Annotated in this window: 20 protein-coding genes; 10 read left to right on the forward strand and 10 right to left on the reverse strand. The window is 73.9% G+C overall.

What is annotated here, in order from left to right:
• Positions 1–104 precede the first annotated feature (104 nt).
• Complete coding sequence (locus ACI791_RS11050; protein WP_456586100.1) at positions 105–1,034, forward strand: GGDEF domain-containing protein; 930 nt, start codon at positions 105–107, stop codon at positions 1,032–1,034.
• A gap of 7 nt (positions 1,035–1,041) precedes the next feature.
• Here ACI791_RS11050 and ACI791_RS11055 read toward each other — a convergent pair whose 3' ends face one another.
• A complete protein-coding gene (locus ACI791_RS11055) occupies positions 1,042–1,848 on the reverse strand; it encodes an SDR family oxidoreductase (RefSeq protein WP_456586101.1) in 807 nt (268 codons plus the stop codon).
• Between the two features lie 75 nt (positions 1,849–1,923).
• Here ACI791_RS11055 and ACI791_RS11060 point away from each other — a divergent pair, with 75 nt between their 5' ends.
• Positions 1,924–2,550, forward strand: coding sequence for a CAP domain-containing protein (locus tag ACI791_RS11060; RefSeq protein WP_456586102.1), 627 nt, complete (start codon positions 1,924–1,926; stop codon positions 2,548–2,550).
• A gap of 28 nt (positions 2,551–2,578) precedes the next feature.
• Here the strand turns inward: ACI791_RS11060 and ACI791_RS11065 are convergent, their stop codons facing one another.
• Both ACI791_RS11065 and ACI791_RS11070 read right to left on the reverse strand, forming a co-directional pair.
• A complete protein-coding gene (locus ACI791_RS11065) occupies positions 2,579–3,532 on the reverse strand; it encodes a hypothetical protein (protein ID WP_456586103.1) in 954 nt (317 codons plus the stop codon).
• An 89-nt stretch (positions 3,533–3,621) separates the two neighbouring features.
• Entirely contained in the window at positions 3,622–4,098 is a 477-nt protein-coding gene (locus tag ACI791_RS11070; RefSeq protein ID WP_456586104.1) for an ArsI/CadI family heavy metal resistance metalloenzyme, read from the reverse strand.
• A 130-nt stretch (positions 4,099–4,228) separates the two neighbouring features.
• Between ACI791_RS11070 and ACI791_RS11075 the strand changes: the two genes are divergently transcribed.
• From ACI791_RS11075 to ACI791_RS11085, 3 genes are read left to right on the forward strand one after another with little or no spacing between them, the layout of a single operon-like run.
• Positions 4,229–4,570: a metalloregulator ArsR/SmtB family transcription factor gene (locus ACI791_RS11075; RefSeq protein ID WP_456586105.1), complete on the forward strand. Its 342-nt coding sequence runs from the start codon at positions 4,229–4,231 to the stop codon at positions 4,568–4,570.
• Complete coding sequence (arsB, locus tag ACI791_RS11080; protein WP_456586106.1) at positions 4,567–5,691, forward strand: ACR3 family arsenite efflux transporter; 1,125 nt, start codon at positions 4,567–4,569, stop codon at positions 5,689–5,691. The genes ACI791_RS11075 and arsB overlap by 4 nt, the downstream gene beginning before the upstream one ends.
• Entirely contained in the window at positions 5,688–6,095 is a 408-nt protein-coding gene (locus ACI791_RS11085; protein WP_456586107.1) for an arsenate reductase ArsC, read from the forward strand. The genes arsB and ACI791_RS11085 overlap by 4 nt, the downstream gene beginning before the upstream one ends.
• Here ACI791_RS11085 and ACI791_RS11090 read toward each other — a convergent pair.
• The 4 genes from ACI791_RS11090 to mgrA all read right to left on the reverse strand — a co-directional run bounded on the left by ACI791_RS11090 (position 6,079) and on the right by mgrA (position 10,095).
• The gene (locus ACI791_RS11090; RefSeq protein WP_456586108.1) at positions 6,079–6,630 is read right to left on the reverse strand and encodes a DUF4334 domain-containing protein; all 552 of its coding nucleotides are present in this window, start codon (positions 6,628–6,630) and stop codon (positions 6,079–6,081) included. The genes ACI791_RS11085 and ACI791_RS11090 overlap by 17 nt on opposite strands.
• Entirely contained in the window at positions 6,627–6,839 is a 213-nt protein-coding gene (locus ACI791_RS11095) for a DUF4177 domain-containing protein (protein WP_456586109.1), read from the reverse strand. The genes ACI791_RS11090 and ACI791_RS11095 overlap by 4 nt, the downstream gene beginning before the upstream one ends.
• 78 nt (positions 6,840–6,917) lie before the next feature.
• Complete coding sequence (locus ACI791_RS11100) at positions 6,918–8,981, reverse strand: glycosyltransferase (protein ID WP_456586110.1); 2,064 nt, start codon at positions 8,979–8,981, stop codon at positions 6,918–6,920.
• A 79-nt stretch (positions 8,982–9,060) separates the two neighbouring features.
• A complete protein-coding gene (gene mgrA, locus ACI791_RS11105; RefSeq protein WP_456586111.1) occupies positions 9,061–10,095 on the reverse strand; it encodes an L-glyceraldehyde 3-phosphate reductase in 1,035 nt (344 codons plus the stop codon).
• Between the two features lie 135 nt (positions 10,096–10,230).
• On the opposite strand from mgrA, the gene ACI791_RS11110 reads away from it, so the two are divergent.
• Positions 10,231–10,389 (forward strand): hypothetical protein, encoded by a 159-nt coding sequence (locus tag ACI791_RS11110; protein ID WP_456586112.1) that lies wholly within the window; start codon positions 10,231–10,233, stop codon positions 10,387–10,389.
• A 30-nt stretch (positions 10,390–10,419) separates the two neighbouring features.
• Here ACI791_RS11110 and ACI791_RS11115 read toward each other — a convergent pair whose 3' ends face one another.
• Positions 10,420–10,593 (reverse strand): hypothetical protein, encoded by a 174-nt coding sequence (locus ACI791_RS11115; RefSeq protein WP_456586113.1) that lies wholly within the window; start codon positions 10,591–10,593, stop codon positions 10,420–10,422.
• Positions 10,594–10,745: 152 nt separating this feature from the next.
• Between ACI791_RS11115 and ACI791_RS11120 the strand changes: the two genes are divergently transcribed.
• Positions 10,746–11,903 carry a glycoside hydrolase family 26 protein gene (locus ACI791_RS11120; protein WP_456586114.1) on the forward strand — a complete coding sequence of 386 codons (1,158 nt, stop codon included), beginning with the start codon at positions 10,746–10,748 and terminating at the stop codon, positions 11,901–11,903.
• Between the two features lie 253 nt (positions 11,904–12,156).
• On the opposite strand, the gene ACI791_RS11125 is transcribed toward ACI791_RS11120, so the two are convergent.
• Together ACI791_RS11125 and ACI791_RS11130 are read right to left on the reverse strand one after the other, a co-directional pair.
• Complete coding sequence (locus ACI791_RS11125; protein ID WP_456586115.1) at positions 12,157–13,071, reverse strand: cyclase family protein; 915 nt, start codon at positions 13,069–13,071, stop codon at positions 12,157–12,159.
• On the reverse strand, positions 13,068–14,210 hold the full coding sequence (locus ACI791_RS11130) for a glycerate kinase (RefSeq protein WP_456586116.1): 1,143 nt from the start codon (positions 14,208–14,210) through the stop codon (positions 13,068–13,070). The genes ACI791_RS11125 and ACI791_RS11130 overlap by 4 nt, the downstream gene beginning before the upstream one ends.
• Positions 14,211–14,340: 130 nt before the next feature.
• Between ACI791_RS11130 and ACI791_RS11135 the strand changes: the two genes are divergently transcribed.
• From ACI791_RS11135 to ACI791_RS11145, 3 genes are all read left to right on the forward strand, one after another.
• The gene (locus ACI791_RS11135) at positions 14,341–15,267 is read left to right on the forward strand and encodes a 3-keto-5-aminohexanoate cleavage protein (RefSeq protein ID WP_456586117.1); all 927 of its coding nucleotides are present in this window, start codon (positions 14,341–14,343) and stop codon (positions 15,265–15,267) included.
• Between the two features lie 19 nt (positions 15,268–15,286).
• Positions 15,287–15,997, forward strand: coding sequence for a GntR family transcriptional regulator (locus tag ACI791_RS11140; protein WP_456586118.1), 711 nt, complete (start codon positions 15,287–15,289; stop codon positions 15,995–15,997).
• Positions 15,998–16,157: 160 nt separating this feature from the next.
• The gene (locus tag ACI791_RS11145) at positions 16,158–17,213 is read left to right on the forward strand and encodes a zinc-dependent alcohol dehydrogenase (RefSeq protein ID WP_456586119.1); all 1,056 of its coding nucleotides are present in this window, start codon (positions 16,158–16,160) and stop codon (positions 17,211–17,213) included.
• Positions 17,214–17,230 lie beyond the last annotated feature (17 nt).

Below are 17,230 nucleotides of genomic sequence, written 5' to 3' on the forward strand. Positions count from 1 at the left end.
CCGCTCCCGCCGGGGGCCACCCGGAGTGGTGGGACCGGCCCCGCCGGGACTCCCGGCCGGCGCAGTGACCAGCGAGGATGTCCCGGCAACGGGGGGAGGGCGCGGTGCAGAGCGGACGACGGACGCCCGCGGCGCTCCTGGCGGTGGTGTACGCCGTCAGCGGTGCGCTGTGCTGGGTGGGCGCTGCCGCGCCGATGGACGAGGCCACGCCCGTCGGGCTGCTCCAGGTGCTGGGCGCCATCGGCCTGGCCGGCGGTGCGGGGCTGGCGGTGGCCGGCGCCCGGGCGCGCCCGTGGGTGCTGCACGTCGCGGTGGCCCTGCTGTCGGTGCTCGTCGGCCTGCTGGCGTGGCGGTCGGCCACGGCCGTCGGCGTGGTCGGGCTGGGCCCGGCGATGATCGCCGTGGGCCTGTACGCCGCGCACTTCCTGTCACCTCCGGCCGCCCGGTGGCACGCCGCCCTGGTCGTCGTGGCCGGCAGCGCCGGCGCCTGGGCCGCGGCGCCGTCGGGCTTCCTGGCCGCCTGGCTGCCCGTCGCGGTGTCGGTCGCCGTGCTGACCGAGGCGCAGGTCCGGCTGGCCGAGAGGCTCCGGAGGGCCGCCGGGACCGACCCGCTGACCGGAGTGGCGAACCGGCGGGCGTGGGAGCAGCACGCTGCCCAGCACCTGTCCCGTGCCGCCCGCAGCGGGGAGTTCCTGAGCATCGCGATCCTGGACCTCGACGACTTCAAGGGCGTCAACGACCGGGACGGCCACCGCGCCGGCGACGACCTTCTGCGCAGCCTGACGGCGAGCTGGAGCCGCCGCTTGCGCCGAGCGGACCTGCTCGGCCGGTACGGGGGGGACGAGTTCGTGCTCTGCCTCCCGGCGACCGACGAGGCGGCGGCCCACGAGCTGCTGGGACAGCTGGACCACGCGGACTCCGCCACGTGGACGGCCGGGGTCGCCGCGGCCCGGCCGGGCGACGACCTGACCGCCGTGCTCGCCCGCGCCGACGAGCAGCTCTACCGGAGGAAGCGCAGCGGTCGCACCGGATGAGCGCCGCTCAGCCGCGGCGCCAGTCGTCGGTGCCGAGGTGCGAGCCGGCCATCGGCCCCATCTGGAGCATCCCGCCGTCGACGGCCCACGACACCCCGGTGACGTAACCGGCCCCGGAAGATGCGAGGAACGCGACCACGGCGGCGACCTCGCGGGCGTCGCCCGGACGGCGCAGCGGGACGCCGGGCCGCTCGTGGCCGGGGGCGGTCGGGTCCTCGTCCTCCTGCCCGGTCATGGGTGTGGCGATCTCCCCGGGGGCGACGGCGTTGACGGTGATCCCGTGCTCCGCCAGCTCCAGTGCGGCCACCTCGGTGAGCAGGCCGAGACCGCCCTTGGCCGCGCAGTAGCCGGCGGCCCCCACCCGCGGCGCGTGCTCGTGCACGCTGGTGATGTTCACGATCCGGCCGCCGTTCCCGGCGGCGACCATCCGCCGGGCGGCGCGCTGCAGGCACAGGAAGGCCCCGTCGAGATCGGTGGCGAGCACCTCGCGCCAGGTGTCGAAGTCGAGCTCGAGCAGCGGGGTCCTGTGCCCGGTGCCGGCGTCGTTGACCAGGACGTCGACCCCGCCGAGGGCGTCGGCCAGCTCGTCGACGACGTCTGCGGCGGCGGGCAGCCGGGTCAGGTCGAGGTGCCGGACCTCGGCCCGCCGGCCCAGCGACCGCACCTCCTCCGCCGTCTCCCCGGCGGCCCGCTCGTCGCGGTACCAGGTGATGCCCAGGTCGCAGCCCTGCTCGGCGAGGACGACGGCGACCGCCCGCCCGATGCCGGACTCCGACCCGGTGACGATCGCGACCCGCGAGGTGCTGCCGTCCATGACGGCACGCTAACGATCGTGCGACGAGTGCGCAGGTCAAGGCATCCGGGGCCGCAACCGGGTACGGGGGGGCACATGGACCCAGCCCGCCGCCTCCTCGTCCGGCTCGTCCTCGCGCTGGCCGCCGTCCTGCTCGGCGCGACCGGGTGCGTCGTCGTCGACACCTCGCCCATGCGGACCGGCACGGCGCCCGAGCCGGACGAGCCACCCTCGGCCGGCGACGCCGCGGACCCGGAGGAGCGGATCGCCCGGGAGATCTTCGACCGGGTGAACGACGAGCGCCGCGCCCGGGACCTGGAGCCGGTCGCGTGGAACGAGGAGCTGGCCGAGGTGGCCCGCGACTGGAGCGCCGCCATGGCCGAGCGCGGGGTGCTGGAGCACCAGGACGTGCGGGAGGTCCTCTCGCGGGAGGCGCTCTCCGGCTTCAGCGGGCTGGGCGAGAACATCTTCACCGCCTCGGGGCCGGTGCCGGCGGGCGTCGCCCACGTGGGCTGGATGCGGTCGGACGGCCACCGGGTGAACGTGCTCAACCCTGGGTGGAACCGCCTGGGGGTCGGTGTGTTCTGCGCGCCGGACGGGTCGGTCTGGGCGACCCAGGAGTTCGGGCGCACGGTGGACGCCGACCGGCCGCCGGTGGCCGAGGCGACGCCGCCGGTGGACCCGATCGCCCGACCCGAGGAGGACGGCCCGTCCTGCTCGTGACTGCGGTCGCCCGCACGGACGACGTGGCTCACCCCGAGGCGTCGTCCGTGAGCTGGGCCATCCGCCTCAGCGCGTGCTCGCGGGCGTCGGCTGCCTCCGCCGCGTCGCGCTCCGCAGCGGACCGGCGTCGCTCCTCCCGCTTCAGCGCGGAGGTGGCGTCGGCGGCCGCGCGCTCGGCGTCGGCCAGCTGGTCGGCCAGCTCCTCCACCCGCGTCGCCAGCTCCGTGCGCCGGTCGGCGAGCTCCTCGACCAGCCGCCGGTGCTCCGCCAGCGCGCTCTCCGCCTCGTCCGCCGCCGCGATCGCCTGCTCCGCGGCCGCCTGCGCCTCCGCCAGCTCCCGCTGCCGCCTCTCCTCGGCGGCGCGCTGCCGTTCCTCCTGCTCGCGGCGCCGGCGATCGGCCGTCGACTCCTCGTCGGGCTTCTTCCGTGCTGTGCGCTTCCCGGGCGCCCGCTCGGGCTCGGTAGCCGGCTGGGGCGACGGAACGAGGCGGAGCTCCGGGCGGCCGCCCAGCTGCCCCATGCCGTTGTAGGACATGGGAGTGGTCAGTCGCCCGGACAGCAGCGCCTTCCCCGCCTCGGGGTCGGACATCGCCGCCCGCAGCGTCTCCTCGACCTGGGTGGCGACCGCGGTGCTGACCGGGTGACCGCCTTCGTACGCCACCGCCCGCGCCTGCCGGGTGAGCGCGGTCAGCAGCCGGCGCCGCTGCACGTCGAGCGCCTTGAGGTCGTCCCCGGCCAGGTTGTCCTGCGCCTCGCGCAGCAGGTTGCCGAGGTCGACCAGGCCCTCCATCTCGGGGCGGTGCGCACGCACCAGCAGGTTGCACACCCACGCCGGGGTGGAGGGCTTGGGCAGCGCCCCGATCTCCTTGGCCAGCGCTTTGTCGCCGTCGGCCCTGGCCTCCTCCTGGCGCTGCTTGCGCAGGGCGACGAAATCCTCGGGCGCGACCTCGTAGAGCTCGTCCGCCACCTCGTCGAGATCCACGCGCGAACACGATGCCAGAGGGTTCGACGATGTGCGCCGATGCGCAGCTCCGCACTCCCGAACTGCGCATCGGCGCACCCCGTCGGCGCTCAGCAGCAGGTGGCGAGGCGGGCGTCGGCGGAACCCTCGGACGTGCAGCACGTGCCGTCACCGGCGACCGCCGAGAGCTCGGCGGCCGTCTGCCCCTCCAGGTCGGGGCGGGCGTCGGCCTTGACCGTGTAGACCTCCCACGGCTCGCCACCCGGCCCGGTCACCCAGACCTTGTCCTGGACGGCGTAGCAGCAGGTGGTGTTCTCCTCGGGGCGGGTCGCCAGCCCCGCCTCGGCCAGGCGGTCCGTCGCCGCGCCGACCTCGTCGGTCGAGCCGACCTCGACCCCCAGGTGATCCATGCGGGTCGCCTCGCCGGCCGCTCCCTCCAGCAGTACGAGCTTCAGCGGCGGCTCGGCGATGGCGAAGTTGGCGTAGCCCGGCCGGCGCTTGGCCGGAACGGCGTCGAAGAGCCGGGAGTAGAAGGCGATCGCCGCATCGAGGTCGGCGACGCGGAGAGCGAGCTGCACGCGGGACATGGGATCCTCCTAAAGGTCGAGGTATCGACGGGCGTCGATGCCTGAACGCAGAATGAACATCGGCATCGACGATTGTCAATACGATCCTCGTCGTTATGATGGCGGTCGACGCTGATGCGAGGGAGAACCGATGAGCGAGCCCGGCCTGGCGTGCTGCACGCCGCTGTCCGGAACGGCCATGTCCGCCGAGCAGGCCGAGCAGGTGGCCCCCCTGCTCAAGGCGCTGGCCGACCCCGTCCGCCTGCGGCTGGTCAGCCTCATCGCCTCCAGCGCGAGCGGCGAGGCCTGCGTCTGCGACCTCAACGACGCCTTCGAGCTCACCCAGGCGACCATCAGCCACCACCTCAAGGTGCTCCACTCCGCCGGGCTGCTGAACCGGGAGAAGCGGGGGGTCTGGGTGTACTACGCGGTCCGGCCGGCCGCCCTCGACGCCGTCGCCAGCCTGTTCGAGACCGGGCGGGTGCCCGCATGAGCGACGCCGTCCGTGAGACCGCGCGCACCGACGTCCCCGCCGACGCCCCGGTCCTGCAGAAGCTGTCGACCCTGGACCGGTTCCTCCCGGTCTGGATCATCGCCGCGATGGCGCTGGGACTGGCCCTCGGCCGCTGGGTACCGGGGCTGGACGACGCCCTGTCGGCCGTGGAGGTGGGCGACGTCAGCCTGCCGATCGCGATCGGGCTGCTGCTGATGATGTACCCGGTGCTGGCCAAGGTCCGGTACTCCGAGCTGGACCGGGTGACCGGCGACCGGAGGCTGCTGGGCGCGAGCCTGGCGCTCAACTGGCTGATCGGCCCGGCGCTGATGTTCGCGCTGGCCTGGCTGCTGCTGCCCGACCTGCCCGAGTACCGCACCGGCCTGATCATCGTCGGCCTGGCCCGCTGCATCGCCATGGTGCTCATCTGGAACGACCTGTCCTGCGGCGACCGCGAGGCCGGCGCGGTGCTGGTCGCGATCAACTCGGTGTTCCAGATCCTCGCGTTCGCCGTCCTGGGCTGGTTCTACCTGCAGGTGCTGCCCGGCTGGCTCGGGCTGACCACCACCTCCGCGGAGTTCAGCTTCTGGGCGATCGTCGTCTCGGTGCTGGTGTTCCTCGGCATCCCGCTGCTCGCCGGCTTCCTCACCCGCACGCTGGGCGAGCGACGCCGTGGCCGCGCCTGGTACGAGGAGCGGTTCCTGCCGCGGATCGGGCCGGTCGCCCTCTACGGGCTGCTGTTCACGATCGTCATGCTCTTCGCGCTGCAGGGCGACGCGATCACCTCCCAGCCCTGGGACGTCGCCCGCATCGCGCTACCGCTGCTCGCCTACTTCTTCCTGATGTTCGGTGGCTCGTTCGTCCTCGGCATGCAGCTCGGCCTCGGCTACGCGAAAACCGCCACCCTCGCGTTCACCGCGGCCGGCAACAACTTCGAGCTCGCCATCGCCGTCGCGATCGGCACCTTCGGCGTCACCAGCGGTCAGGCGCTCGCCGGTGTCGTCGGCCCGCTGATCGAGGTGCCCGTCCTGGTCGGCCTCGTCTACGTCTCGCTGTGGGCCGCCCGCCGCTGGTTCCCCGGCGATCCCACCGTCCCGACCACCATCCGGAGCACCCGATGACCCCCAGCGTGCTGTTCGTCTGCGTGCACAACGCCGGCCGCTCCCAGATGGCCGCCGGCTGGCTGCGGCACCTGGCCGGTGACCGCGTCCAGGTGCGCTCCGCCGGGTCGCTGCCCGGTGACCAGGTCAACCCCGCCGCGGTCGAGGCCATGGCCGAGGTCGGCATCGACATCTCCGACCAGCAACCGAAGGTGCTCACCACCGACGCCGTCGAGGCCTCCGACGTGGTCATCACCATGGGTTGCGGTGACGCCTGCCCGATCTTCCCCGGCAAGCGCTACCTCGACTGGCAACTGGAGGACCCGGCCGGCAAGGGCGTGGACTCCGTGCGCCCGATCCGCGACGACATCGAGGGCCGGATCCGCGGGCTGCTCGCCGAGCTCGGGGTCAGCTCTCCCGCCTGAGCGAGAAGAGGAACGGGTCGGGCAGGCCGCGCAGATCCATCAGGCCGAGCACCGTGCGGCTGTCCACCCGCCGGAAGACGTCGATGATCGGCAGCGCGTCGTAGATCATCGCGGCGGTGACCACCCCACGGTGCTCGACCGCCCGGAGCCGCGCCCTCGGCCGCGACGTGGTGAGCAGGGGGCGGACGGCGCGGAAGGCGACCTGCGCCGCCCGCGAGTGCGCGATCCCCGGCCGGTCCCGCAGCACGCCGACCGGGATCGGTGTCGGCACCACCGGGCGGGGGCCGGAGCGGGTGGCGAACAGCAGCGGGTGCACCGTCTCGGCGTCCACGAACTCCTTGCCCCACCAGCCGTAGCTCTCCAGCAGCCCGTCCAGCGGCGAGCCGGTGGGCAGGCCGCTGCCCCGCCACCGCCCGATCAGCTCCGCGGGCGTCACCGGGTCGAGGTGGTCGAACACCGCCAGCGCCGCACCGCGGTCCGCGCCGTCGCGGTGCTCGGCGAGCCACTGGGCGCCGCTGGTGGACGGCACCGTCACGTCACCGGGCGCTCGAAGGTGACCAGGACGCCGTCGACGCCGCCCGGACCGATCCTCCCCTTCACCTCGACCGAGGTGATGGCCTTGAGCTGCCACCCGGAGCGGGCGTGCTCGTTGAGCACCTTCTCCAGCTTCCCGCCGGACATCTTGCCCCCGATCAGCCCCTCACGGATCTCCTCGACCTTGTACTCGTAGCGCGCCGCAGCCATGTGCCGTCCGTCCTTCCCGGAAGTGGTCAGGCGCCCAGCCTGCCCGCTTCCCCCACCGGCCGTCGACCGGGACGGCGCTCAGCTCTCCACGGCGGTCAGGGTGCGCGCCGGCTCGGGCGTGCTCCGCGGGACGTGCTGCGTGTTCCCGCCGCCGGTCCGCCGACCGGCGGCGACGAAGGGGCTGCGCATCGCCGCCGCGACGGCCTCGGGGTGGGCACGGGCAGCGAGGATCCTCGCTCCGGTCGCCGTCGGTTCGGGGGCGGTGAGCGGGGTGACCAGGGTGGCCGCCCAGCGGGCCGCACCGGCCCCGAAGGCGGTGGCCGACAGCGCGGCCAGCTCGGCCCACTGCCGCCCCACGAACTGCACGCGGTGCACGTCGTCGGCCCGGGAGCGCACGGTGGCGCGGAAGACGACGTGCCCGGCGCGGTCGGGCACCCGGACGGCCAGCTCCACCTCGTCGCCGACCGACGCGCCGGTCCCGCGGACGCGCACCTGCGCGCCACCCAAGGAGACGTCGACCAGCCGGGCCGGCGCGCCGTCCACCACGGCGGGCAGTGCCGCGGGGAACCGGTGACCGTCGCGGCGTTCAGCCGCGAAGCGGGGGTCGCGGATCCGGCGGATCCCGGCCACGACGAACCCGAGGGTGGTCGCCACCCAGAACACCGGCACGAGGGTGGCGCCGCCCAGCCGGTGGGCGGTCGGCGTCCACCCGGCGACGCTCGCGAGCGTGTACAGCAGGCTGCCGGCCAGCACGCCGGCCAGCACCCAGAGCAGCGCGGGCACCCGGGCGCGGATCCGGTCCTCGCCGGTCCGCCCCTTGGCGGTCACCGCGAACCGTCCGGCGCCCCGCAGCACCAGCGACAGGGTCGCGGCCAGGTTGGAGGGCAGGCGGACCACCTCGAACAGCAGCGCGAACCGCGCCGGGGCGAACCCGCGGGCCAGCCGCGTGAGCGCCACCTGCTGGAGCAGGAACGGCACACCCGCCATGACCGCGAACTGAAGCGGCGGCGCCTCGACCGGGAACAGCCCGGTGACCAGGGCCGTCACCGGGACCAGGGCCAGCCCCAGGGTGCGCCACGAGTCGAACCACGCCAGCAGCGAGTACAGGTAGGCCAGCCGCTGACGCAGGGTCAGCCCCGTGGCGGTGAGCGGGTTGTCGTGCCGCAGCACCTGCATCGCACCCCGGCCCCACCGGCGACGCTGGGCGTAGAACGCGTCCGGGCTGCCGGCCGCGAGACCGCGGGCGAGCACCTCGTTGTGGTACGTGCTGCGCCAGCCGGCGCGGTGCAGCTTCATCGTGGTGTGCAGGTCCTCGGTGAGCGACTCCGTCGCCACCCCGCCGATCTCCCGCAGCGCACCGACGCGCAGGACCGCGTTGGTGCCGCACCAGAAGGCGGCGCCGGCGTGGTGCTTGCCGGCCTGGATCACCCGGTAGAACAGCGACTCCTCGTGCAGGTCCACGCCCGGGCGCAGGTGCTCGAAGGAGCTGGTGTTGTAGAAGTGCTGCGGCGTCTGCACCAGCGCCAGCCGCTCGTCGGCGAAGTAGGGCACCGTGCGGCTGAGGAAATCCGGATCCGGCACGTGGTCGGCGTCGAGGACGGCCACCAGTTCGGTGCGCACCAGGGCCAGCGCGTGGTTGAGGTTGCCGGCCTTGGCGTGGTCGTGCTCGGGCCGGCTGACGTAGCGGGCGCCGAGGGCGGTGACCATCTCCTCCACCTCGAGCCGGTTCCCGTCGTCCAGCACCCAGGTCTCGTGGTCGCCCTCCATGCCCAGGCAGGCGGCGACGGTGGGCAGCAGCACGTCGAGGTGCTCGTCGCAGGTGGCGACGAGCACGGTCACCGACGGCGCCGGGCCGGGCCGGGGCGGGGGCACGGTCGCCGGCGCGACGTTCCAGGTCGTCATCACGAACAGCACCAGGGCGACGCCGCCGTAGAGCTCCAGCGCCAGGAAGGGCACGCCGAGCCACAGCGCCGGGCCCTCGGGCACAGTCGCGACCAGCCGCCAGGTCAGGTACCCGGCGGTGGCCAGGACGGCGGCGACGGCGACGGTCCGGACGACGGCCAGCCGCAGCGCGCTCTCCGGCGCGGGGACGGCGTCGCGCGTTTCTGTGGGGCGGCCGAGGCCGGCCCGCTCGATGCTCACCCCGGATGCATCGACATCGCGGGCCGCCCCACGCACCCCCCGGAGGGGTGAGACGCGATCGATCCCGGCCCCGCCCTGGTCAGGCGCCGGTGCGCGGGCCTTCCCACAGGTCGATGCCGCTGTCGACGGCGTGCTGGTCGATCGCGGCCAGCTCGTCGTCGGCGAACTCCAGCGTGGCCAGCGCCCCCACGTTCTGCTCCAGCTGACCGACGCTGCTGGCGCCCACCAGCACCGTGGTCACCCGCTCGTCCCGCAGCGCCCAGGCGAGCGCCATCTGGGCGAGGCTCTGACCGCGGCCCCGCGCGATCTCGTCCAGCGCACGGACGTGGCCGAGCGCGTCCTCGGTCAGGAGGTCCGGGGACAGCGACTTGCCCTGGCTGGCCCGCGAGCCCTCCGGGACGCCGCCGAGGTACTTGTCGGTGAGCATCCCCTGCGCCAGCGGGGAGAACGCGATGCAGCCCGCGCCCACGTCGGCGAGGGTGTCCAGCAGCCCGTCGCGCTCGATCCAGCGGTTGAGCATGGAGTACGAGGGCTGGTGGATCAGCAGCGGGGTCCCCAGGTCGGCCAGGATCGCGGCCGCCCTCGCGGTGTCCTCGGGCGAGTAGGACGAGATGCCGGCGTACAGCGCCTTGCCCGAGCGGACCGCGGTGTCCAGCGCCCCCATCGTCTCCTCGAGCGGCGTCGCGGGGTCGGGCCGGTGGGAGTAGAAGATGTCGACGTACTCCAGGCCCATCCGGGTGAGCGACTGGTCCAGGCTCGACAGCAGGTACTTGCGCGAGCCACCGCCCTGGCCGTACGGGCCGGGCCACATGTCGTAGCCGGCCTTCGTGCTGATGACGAGCTCGTCGCGGTAGGGCCGGAGGTCGTCGGCCAGGTGCCGGCCGAAGTTGGTCTCCGCGCTGCCGTAGGGCGGCCCGTAGTTGTTCGCCAGGTCGATGTGCGTGATGCCGAGGTCGAAGGCCCGGCGGAGGATGTCCCGCTGCCGGTCGAAGGGGACGTCGTCCCCGAAGTTGTGCCAGAGGCCCAGGCTGATCACCGGCAGGTCCAGGCCGCTGCGCCCGGTGCGGCGGTAGGTCATGGAGTCGTAGCGGTCGTCGGCTGCGGAGTAGGGCATTGCCGCATCCTTTCCGACGACGGCGCCGTCCGCGACGGCCGGACCGGCGTTCCCGGGCCGAGCACCGCTCACGACCCGGCCGCGCCGCCGGGCCCTAGGGTGGGCGAGCCCGCCCCGTCTCCCCCGGAGTTCGCCGTGCTGCTGCGCCTGATCGGACTCCTCCTGGTCGTGTGGCTCGTGCTCTCGATCATCGGCGCGGTGATCGAGGGGCTGTTCTGGCTGCTCCTCGTCGGCGTGGCCCTGTTCCTGGCCACCGCCGCCTACGGCTGGCTGAAGAAGGACGACCGGGGCTGACCCGCCTCGGGGCGCCGCTGCCGTTCCCGGTCACTCGCCGTCGGCGTCGCCGCCCGCTCCGTCGGCGAACGGCTGCCGGTCGGTGCTCCCCCCGGTGCCCGGCGGCGGGCCGGGCACCGGATGCACGGCGACCTGGTCGGCGCGCTCGACCCGGACGCCGGCCTGCAACTCGTCGAGGTCCACGGCGAAGCGGTTTTCGGTCATGGGTCGAGCCTGCTCCCCCGGCGCCGCGCCGTCCAGCCTCGGCGCCGCGTCCGGTCGCCCGCCGGCTCGCCCGTGGCGGGCCCTGGCCCGAACTGGGCAGCCCACCGGGCTGCGGACTGCACCGCGGGCGCTCCCCGGCCGATGGAGAACGGGTGCGACGACTGGCCCTGACCGTCACCGCCCTGCTGGGCACCTCTGCCTGCGGCACCGCCGGCGGGAGCACCGGCACCGCGGCCGACCCGGCGTGCGCGACGGCCGGGCTCGGCCGGCCGGGCGCCGGCGACGGGATCTACCTGGGGGTGAACCCCGACTGGGGCGCGCAGTCGCTGGCTGAGTACGCCGCGGTGCTGGGCTCGCGGCCCGCGGTCGCCGTCTCGTTCACCGGCTTCCCCCTCTCCCCCGCCGACGCGCGCCACCTGGATGCCGCGGTCGAGCAGCTGCGGGCCGACGGCGGCCTGCTGCTGCTCACCCTGGAGCCGCACGACGGCCTGGCCGCCGTCACCGACGACGTGGCCGCGGACCTGGCCGAACGGCTGGCCGGCTACAACGGCCGCGGAGTGCCCGTCGTCGTCCGGTTCGCCCACGAGATGAACGGCTCCTGGTACCCGTGGGGGCAGCAGCCGGCCGCCTACGTCGAGGCGTTCCGGCGGGTCACCGGCGCGGTGCACGGCGGGGCGCCGGGCTCGGCGGTGATGCGGGCGCCGAACTACGGCGGCGGTTACCCGTTCACCGGGGGCGCCCACGCCGCCTCCGCCGGCGATGTCGCGGTGCTCGACACCGACGGCGACGGCGGGCTGTCGGCAGCCGACGACCCGTACGCCCCGTACTGGCCGGGCGAGGACGCCGTCGACTGGGTCGGGATGTCGCTCCACCACTGGGGCGATGCGTACCCGTGGGGGGAGAACGAGGTGCCGGAGCAGGGAGAGTTCCTGGGCCAGCTGACCGGCACCTACGCCGGCCGGGGCGGGGACGACCGTGGGCTGCCGGACTTCTACGACGCCTACGGGGAGCGGTACGGCAAGCCGGTGGCCGTGCCCGAGACGGCGGCGTTCTTCGCGCCGGACGGCGGCGCCGCCGACGAGCTGGCCGTGAAGCAGGCCTGGTGGCGGCAGGTGTTCGATCCGCAACTGGCCGAGCGTCTGCCGCGGCTGGCGATGGTCAACTGGCTCGAGTGGGCCAAGCACGAGCCGGCGGTCGGGGGCCTCGTCGACTGGCGGGCGGCCGGCTCCGCGCGGGTGCGCGACGCCTTCCGCGCCGACCTCCCGGAGCGGGCACTCGACGCCGCCGACGTGCCGCGCTGCGGAGCCTGACCCGACGTCGCGGGCCGGCCCGCCCCGGTCCTGGAACAGGCAGCGCCGCGCCTCCGTCCAGGCGAACCGCAGCAGCTGGCTCACCCGCGGAAGGCCAGGTCGCGAGCGCACGTCCGGAGCGCTCCTCTCCGCGTGCGTGTCGTCCCGGCCGGGCGGCCGTGATCGTCGGCGCCGTCGTCCAGCGCTGCGTCGCGGCGTCCCGGTGCGCCGGCAGGACGAGCACGGTCCGCCGCGGAACGGGCCGGTCGGGCACTCAGACGATGGCGACAGGATCGAGCATGGAGCCGGTAGCGCCCTCGATCTTCAGCGGCAAGGCCACGAAGAGGAACTCGTAGACCCGTTCGCGGGAGATCTCCTCGAGGTACACCGACTCGAACAGGTAGATGGCGTTCTCGATGAGCAGCAGCGTGTGCACCGGCTGCGGGTTGGCGGGCGTGCCCGGGTCCGGCGCGGGCTGGACCTCGAACGTCTCGGTGTCACTGCCCACCGCGACCACCCCCTGCTCCAGCAGCCAGCGCGCCGCGCTGATGTCGGGGCCGGCCGTGACGTGACGGGCCAGACCCTCGGGGTCGGGCCACTGGCTGAGATAGCCGGAGCGGATCAGGACGACGTCTCCCGCTCGGACGGCCACGCCCTGGTGCTCGGCCACGGCCTTCAGCTCGTCGGCGCCCACGGGCTCGTGCGCCGGGAGCGCCTCGATCCCGCGGAAGGCCGGCACGTCGAGGAGCACGCCGCGGGTGATGAACGGCGGCAGCTTGGCCCCGTCGCCCAGCTTGGGCCCGCGGTCGCCCAGGTGCTCGCGGGCGTTGCCCCCGCCGTACCAGTGGTCGTCGTCACCGATGGTCATGTGGGCCAGCGCGTCCACGTGCGCGCCGCTGTGCGAGGTACCGCTGACGATCTCGGCCATGTAGCCGAGGTTGACCTCGTTGCGCGGGCCCCAGGGCCGGATGCCGTCGCCCCGCAGGCCGCCGGGCGTGCGGTACATGCTCACGTCGAAGGGCGGGTGCGCCCCGAACAGCGGCATGCCGGTGTAGCGGGGCAGCGCGAGGGAGTAGGTGGTACCGCGGGTCGGCAGGGCCAGGGCCGCGAGCAGGTCCTCCGGCCGCTGCCGCGCGGCGGGGCCGCGCTCCGGGTCGACGGGGGCGGTGTGGTCGGCCTCGTGGGTCATGTCGTCGGAGTCCTCTCAGATCTGTCGCGCAGCCATCCGGCTGCGATCCGTTCGGCGGTCGTCTCGAGCAGGTCGGTCGCGTGCCGCATGCTCCGCTCGAGATCGGGTTCGAGCTGGGCAAGGGTGTGGACGTCGTCGATCCCGAGCTCGCGCAACCGGTCGAGCGCGACGGTGCTGCGCCCGGCCACGGCGACGACGCGGGCCCCGGCCCGTCCTGCAGCGGCGGCCACGCCGATCGGGCCCTTGCCGTGCAGGCTCTGCTCGTCCAGCGAGCCCTCGCCCACGATCACCAGATCGGCGCCGGCGAGAGTGCCGGAGAAGCCGCTCAGGTCCAGCAGCGTGTCGACACCCGAACGCACCTCGGCTCCGAGGAGTGACGCGGCACCGAAGCCGAGACCGCCGGCAGCGCCCGCCCCCGGGAGGTCGCGCAGGTCGCGTCCGGTCGCGGCGGCCACCACGTCCGCCCAGTGCGCCAGTGCCCGGTCGAGCAGCGCGACGGTCTCCGCGGTCGCGCCCTTCTGCGGGCCGTACACGGCCGCCGCCCCGGACGGTCCGGTCAGCGGGTTGTCGACGTCACAGGCCACCGTGACGGTCGCGCCGGCCAGGCGCGGGTCCAGACCGTCGAGGTCGAGCCGGACGACGTCCAGCAGGTCGGCCCCGCCCCGGGGCCACAGCTGTCCGGACGCCGTCCACGTGCGAGCGCCCAGCGCTACCACCATGCCCGCCCCGCCGTCGGTCGTGGCGCTGCCTCCGACGGCGAGCACGATCCGGCGGGCTCCCCGGTCCAGCGCGTCGCGGACGAGTTCCCCGACGCCGTAGGTGGAGGCCGTGCGCGCGGTGCGGTCGTCCGGCCCCCCCTCGGGCAGCCGGCCGATACCCGCGGCCGCGGCCATCTCCACCAGTGCGGTCTCTCCGCGCAGCGCATACGTCGCCGTGACGGGCCTCCCCGTCGGGCCGCTCACCTCGCGCGACACGCGCCGGAACCCGTGCGCCAGGACCATCTCCACCGATCCCTCGCCGCCGTCGGCGATCGGGTGCTCCACCACCCGGACACCGGGCAGCCGGCGCCGGAGTCCGCGGGCCAGTGCGGCAGCCGCACCGACGGCGTCGACGGAGCCCTTGAACTTGTCAGGAGCCACCACGATCAGCGGGGAGGGGTGAGTCCCGGAGCCGCTCGCCGACATCTTCGCCTCCCCGTGCGTGTTCCCAAGCACCGCCAGGTGCCGCTACGCTCGATAATCGAGAGAACGAGTCTAGCGGGAGGGCCCCATGGCCAAGCAAGCGACGTCGGCGATCATCACCTGCGCCCCGACCGGCGCGATCCACACACCGACGATGTCCCCGGCCCTGCCGGTGACCCCGGAGCAGATCGCCGACGCGGCGCTCGGGGCGGCGGCGGCCGGCGCGGCGATCGTGCACCTCCACGTGCGCGACCCGCAGGACGGCCATCCGGTGCAGGACCCAGCCCTGTTCAAGGAGGTCCTGGCGATCGTCAAGGACGGCTCCGACGTCGTCATCAACCTCACCACCGGCGGCAGCCCGCACATGACGGTGGACGAGCGGATCGCGCCGGCCGTCGCCCTGGCTCCCGAGCTGGCCTCGCTCAACATGGGGTCGATGAACTTCGGGCTCTTCCCGATGCTCGACCGCTACCCCACCTTCCAGCACGAGTGGGAGCGGAAGCACCTGGGGAACAAGGACGTCGTCTTCAAGAACACCTACGCCGACATCGAGCGCATCCTCAAGCTGTGCGGCGACCAGGGCACCCGGTTCGAGTTCGAGTGCTACGACACCTCGCACCTGTACAACCTCGCGAACATGCTCGACCGCGGCCTCGTCAGGCCCCCGCTGTTCGTCCAGACCGTGTTCGGCCTGCTCGGCGGCACGGGCAACGACCTCGAGGACCTCGCCCACATGCGACGCACGGCGCAGCGGTTGTTCGGCGACGAGTTCGAGTGGTCGGTGCTCGGCGCGGGCTCGGGGCAGATGCGGCTCGGGGCGATCGCCCTGTCTCTCGGCGGCAACGCCCGCGTCGGTCTCGAGGACTCGCTGTGGGACGGACCCGGCAAGCTCGCGGAGTCCAACGCCGCGCAGGTGGAGCGGATCACGGCCCTCGCGCGGCTCCTCCACCGCGACATCGCCTCCCCGGAGGAGGCGCGGCGGCGCCTCGACCTGCGTGACGCCACGTCCCGCTGAGGATCGGGGATCCCCTGCCATGAGCGAGAGCCAGCCCGGCCAGGACATCGGCGGTGAGCTGCTGTCGGCGACGGTGAAGCGCCTCGTGCTCGACCGGATCATCCGGGGCCACTACCAGCCGGGTGAGCGGATCGTCGAATTCAAGCTCGCCAAGGAACTGGGCTTGAGCCAGTCACCCGTCCGCGAAGGACTGCGCGAGCTCGCCGCCCTCGGGATCGTGACGATCCACCCGCGCCGTGGGGCGCGGGTGCGCCTGCCCAGCGCGAAGGAGCTCGTCGACGTCAGCCTCGTGCGGGCGGAGATCGACGCCCTCGCCGCCCGGCTCGCGGCAGAGCACATCACCGACAGCGCCCTGGAGGCCCTCGGGGGCCTGGTCGACCTCATGCTGATGCGCCTGGACGACGGCAACTTCTCCGGCGTCACCGAGGCCGACGTCCGGTTCCACCACCTGATCGCCGAGGCGTCGGAGAACGCCGCCGTGGTCCGGGCCTTCGAGCACTTGGCACCCTTCGCCCGGACGTTCATCACCCTGACGCTCCCGGATGTCGACGTCCGGGGGATCGTCCTGGAACACCGGCCGATCCTCGACGCCCTGCGCGCCCGGGACGCCGACGGTGCGGCCGAGGCCGCCCGGGCCCACCAGCTCTCGGTCAGCGAGCTGCTCCGGCTGCATTTCCCCGCCACCCTGGGGAAGCCGGCCGAGGCGCGCGCGGTCGGCACCGGCGCCTGACGTCGCCACCCGGGCCGGTGGTCCACGACCGGCCTGTCGATTATCGAGAGTCCTTGACTGCGATCGGCGTGGGCCCTAGTTTCGATAATCGGTGGAGCTGCTCCGAGTGGACCGGCCTCACCGTCGGGCCCGCTCCTCTGACGAACCACCTGGAGACCGAATGACCGAGACGATGCAGGCCCTCGTAGTCCTGGAGCCCAGTGTCCTGGAGATCCAGGAGAAGCCCGTCCCCGAGCCGGGCCCCAACGAGGTCCTCGCCCGGGTCCGGGCGACCTCCATCTGCGGCACCGACGCCCATCTGATCCGCGGTGACTACCCGGGCTTCTGGCCGCCGGCCTTCCCCTTCACCCCCGGACACGAGTGGGCCGGCGAGATCGTGGCGCTGGGCCCCGGCGCCGACGCGTTCGGCTGGAAGATCGGCGACCGCGTCGCCGGGACGAGCCACAACGCCTGCGGGGTCTGCCAGAAGTGCGTCGAAGGGCACTACAACATCTGCGAGAACTACGGCAAGCCCGGCCTGCACGCGCAGTACGGGCACAACGTCCAGGGCGTCGACGCCACCTACGCCGTCCACGACGTCAAGTGCATCTTCCGGCTGCCCGACGAGGTGTCCTTCGACGAGGGCGCGGTCGTCGACCCGGCCAGCATCGCCCTGCACGTGGCACGCCGCGGCAACATCCAGGCCGGGGACACCGTCGTGGTCACCGGCGCGGGCGCGATCGGACTGCTGGCCGGTGACGCGGCCTTCATCTGCGGCGCCGCCCGCGTGGTCGTGGTCGGCCGTGGCCACCGCCTCGAGAAGGCTGCGGCCATGGGCTTCGAGACGGTCGACACCAACGCCGGCGACCCGGTGGCCGCGGTGCGCGAGCTGACCGGCGGCCTGGGTGCCGACGTGGTCCTCGAGTGCGCCGGCGTGCCGGACACCCTCACCTGGGCCATGGCGATGCTGCGACGGGGCGGCCGCTGCGCCATGGTCGGCATCCCCACCGAGGACGTCGCCCTGCGCATGCAGTCCCTGGTGCTCGACGAACTGGAACTGGTCGGCTCGCGCGCCTCGGCCGGCGAGATGCGCCGGGTGATGCCGTTCGTGGCCAACGGCCGGATGCGCGTCGGCGAGCTCATCACCCACAGCTTCCCGCTGTCGCAGTACGAGGAGGCGCTCGCCGTCTTCAACGACCGATCCAGCGGCGCCATCAAGATCATCATCCACCCCTGACCGGTCGAGACCGGAAA

The sequence above is a fragment of the Blastococcus sp. SYSU DS0973 genome (genome assembly GCF_054051055.1).